At 74.7% G+C, this 1878-nt stretch carries 2 pseudogenes; both read left to right on the forward strand.

Annotated features, from left to right (window positions below):
* Positions 1 to 541 (forward strand): annotated as a pseudogene (locus ON31_RS37480) (hypothetical protein); the annotation flags it as partial.
* A 12-nt stretch (positions 542 to 553) separates the two neighbouring features.
* Positions 554 to 1878 (forward strand): annotated as a pseudogene (locus ON31_RS28335) (LuxR C-terminal-related transcriptional regulator); the annotation flags it as partial.

Genomic DNA, 1878 nt, shown 5'->3' on the forward strand with positions numbered 1-1878 from the left:
GAGCGTCACCGCCCTGGCGGTCGCCGCACTCGCCACCGGCACGCTCGCGATCAGCACCGGTGTGCAGTCCGGCCCGTCCTCCACCCCCACGCCTGGACAGCCGTCGACGAGTATCGCGGCCGACCCCGCCGTATCCGAGGCGGGCCGGCTCGAGGGTGCGCCGGGCAGCCCGGAGGCGCCCGCGCTCACGGACGCGCCCGGAGTGCCCGGCCAACCGCATACGCCCGGTGCGCCCGCCACCGTGCAACAGGTCGCGACGGCGGGGACCCCGTCGCCCGCGCCCGGTGCCCCGGCACCCGCGCCCGGCAACGCGCCCGCGCCCGTGCAGTCCCCCGCACCGCAACCGACGCAGCAGCCCGCACCCGCACCGCAGCCCGCACCGCAACCAGCGCCGCAACCGACGCAGCCGACGCAGCAGCCCGCACCGCAGCCGACGCAGCCCTCCGTGCCCATCCTGCCGGGGGTCATCGATCGGGTGGACGACACCGTCGGCTCGGTGCTGGACGCGCCCAAGCAGATCCTCCCCAACACGGGCGGCTAGGGGTTGATCGTCGTGGCCGGAAACATACCCATAGCGCTCGACTCGCTGCCCTACACGCGAGATCTGTTCCGGGAACTGGATTCCGAGGATTCGGTTCCCCTGCTGTACCTGGTCCGGGGCCGCTCGGGCACCGGCAAGTCCACACTGCTGTCGGCCATTCGCAATCGGCTGCGGACGCGGGGGACCATACCGACGGACAACCCGTACGACGGCCAGGGCGGCGGATCGCCCGTCACCACAACCCATCCCGGTTCGGGCCGGGTCGCCCGCACGGCTCTCGTGGTGGACGATGCCCACACACTGCCCGATGCGGCGTTCGAAGCCCTCTGCGCCGCAGCGGAATCCGGACATCGCACGGTGGTCATAGCCACCCGCCCGCGCCCGCACGACGCTCGCCTGCGCGCCCTCACCGATCTGGTGTCTCGGCGCGGGCGCGTGGTCGACCTGCGCGCCCTCGCGGTAGCCGAAATCGCGCCGTTCGCACGGGAACTCGGCATGATGGTGCCGCGCGGCATCGCCCAGCACATCCACCGCCAGACCGGCGGCATCCACGGCGGTGTGGTGGCGGCCCTGGCCGCCGCCTGCGCCACCCGTCTGGACGCCGGTATGGGCGCGGTCGACAGCGCCGTCACGTCCTGGGCACGCGGCCGTCTCGACGACGCCGATCCGGAGTTGCTCGACACCCTGGTGGTGGCGGCCATCGGCGCGGGCCTGGACGCCAGTGAGCTGGCCGAGGTGCTGGAGGTGAACCTCGGGGCCGCACAGGATCTGGTGGACCGCGCCCGGGCCAGCGCCCTCATCACCGACGCCGATCTGCTGCTGGCGCCCGCGGTGACCCCGCTGCGCACGCTGGTCGGCGACCGCCGTTTCCTGGGCGTGCAGCGCCGCCTGCTGCGGGCCCGCCTGGACGCCGGGCTGCTGCGCGACCACACCGCGCTGCTACTGGCCGAATCCGGGGTGCGCGATCCGCGCCTCGCCGAATTCCTCTGCGCCGCAGCGGAAAAAGCTGGCGATGAGGCGACGCGCTACTACGCGGCCGTCGCGGCGGCCGGTGCCGATCCGAACACCATCGCCGTGCGCTGGGCCGATGCCGCCGCCCGGGCGGGCGACTGCGACACCGCCCTGCGGCTGGCCGAACCCGCCCTGGCCCGCGACGATATCGCGCCCGCGGAACTGGCCGCCGCCGTGCGCATCTGCGCGGGGGTCTGGACCCGCCGGGGCCTCATCTCCCGGGCCGCCCAGCTCTACACCTGGCTCGGCCCGCAGCGCATCGGCGCGGACTGGGCCGTCGGCGCGACGGTGCTCTACCTCGCTGGCGACCCCGCCGTGGCCCGCGC

The organism is Nocardia otitidiscaviarum NBRC 14405 (assembly GCF_000308635.1).
Taxonomy (GTDB): domain Bacteria; phylum Actinomycetota; class Actinomycetes; order Mycobacteriales; family Mycobacteriaceae; genus Nocardia; species Nocardia otitidiscaviarum.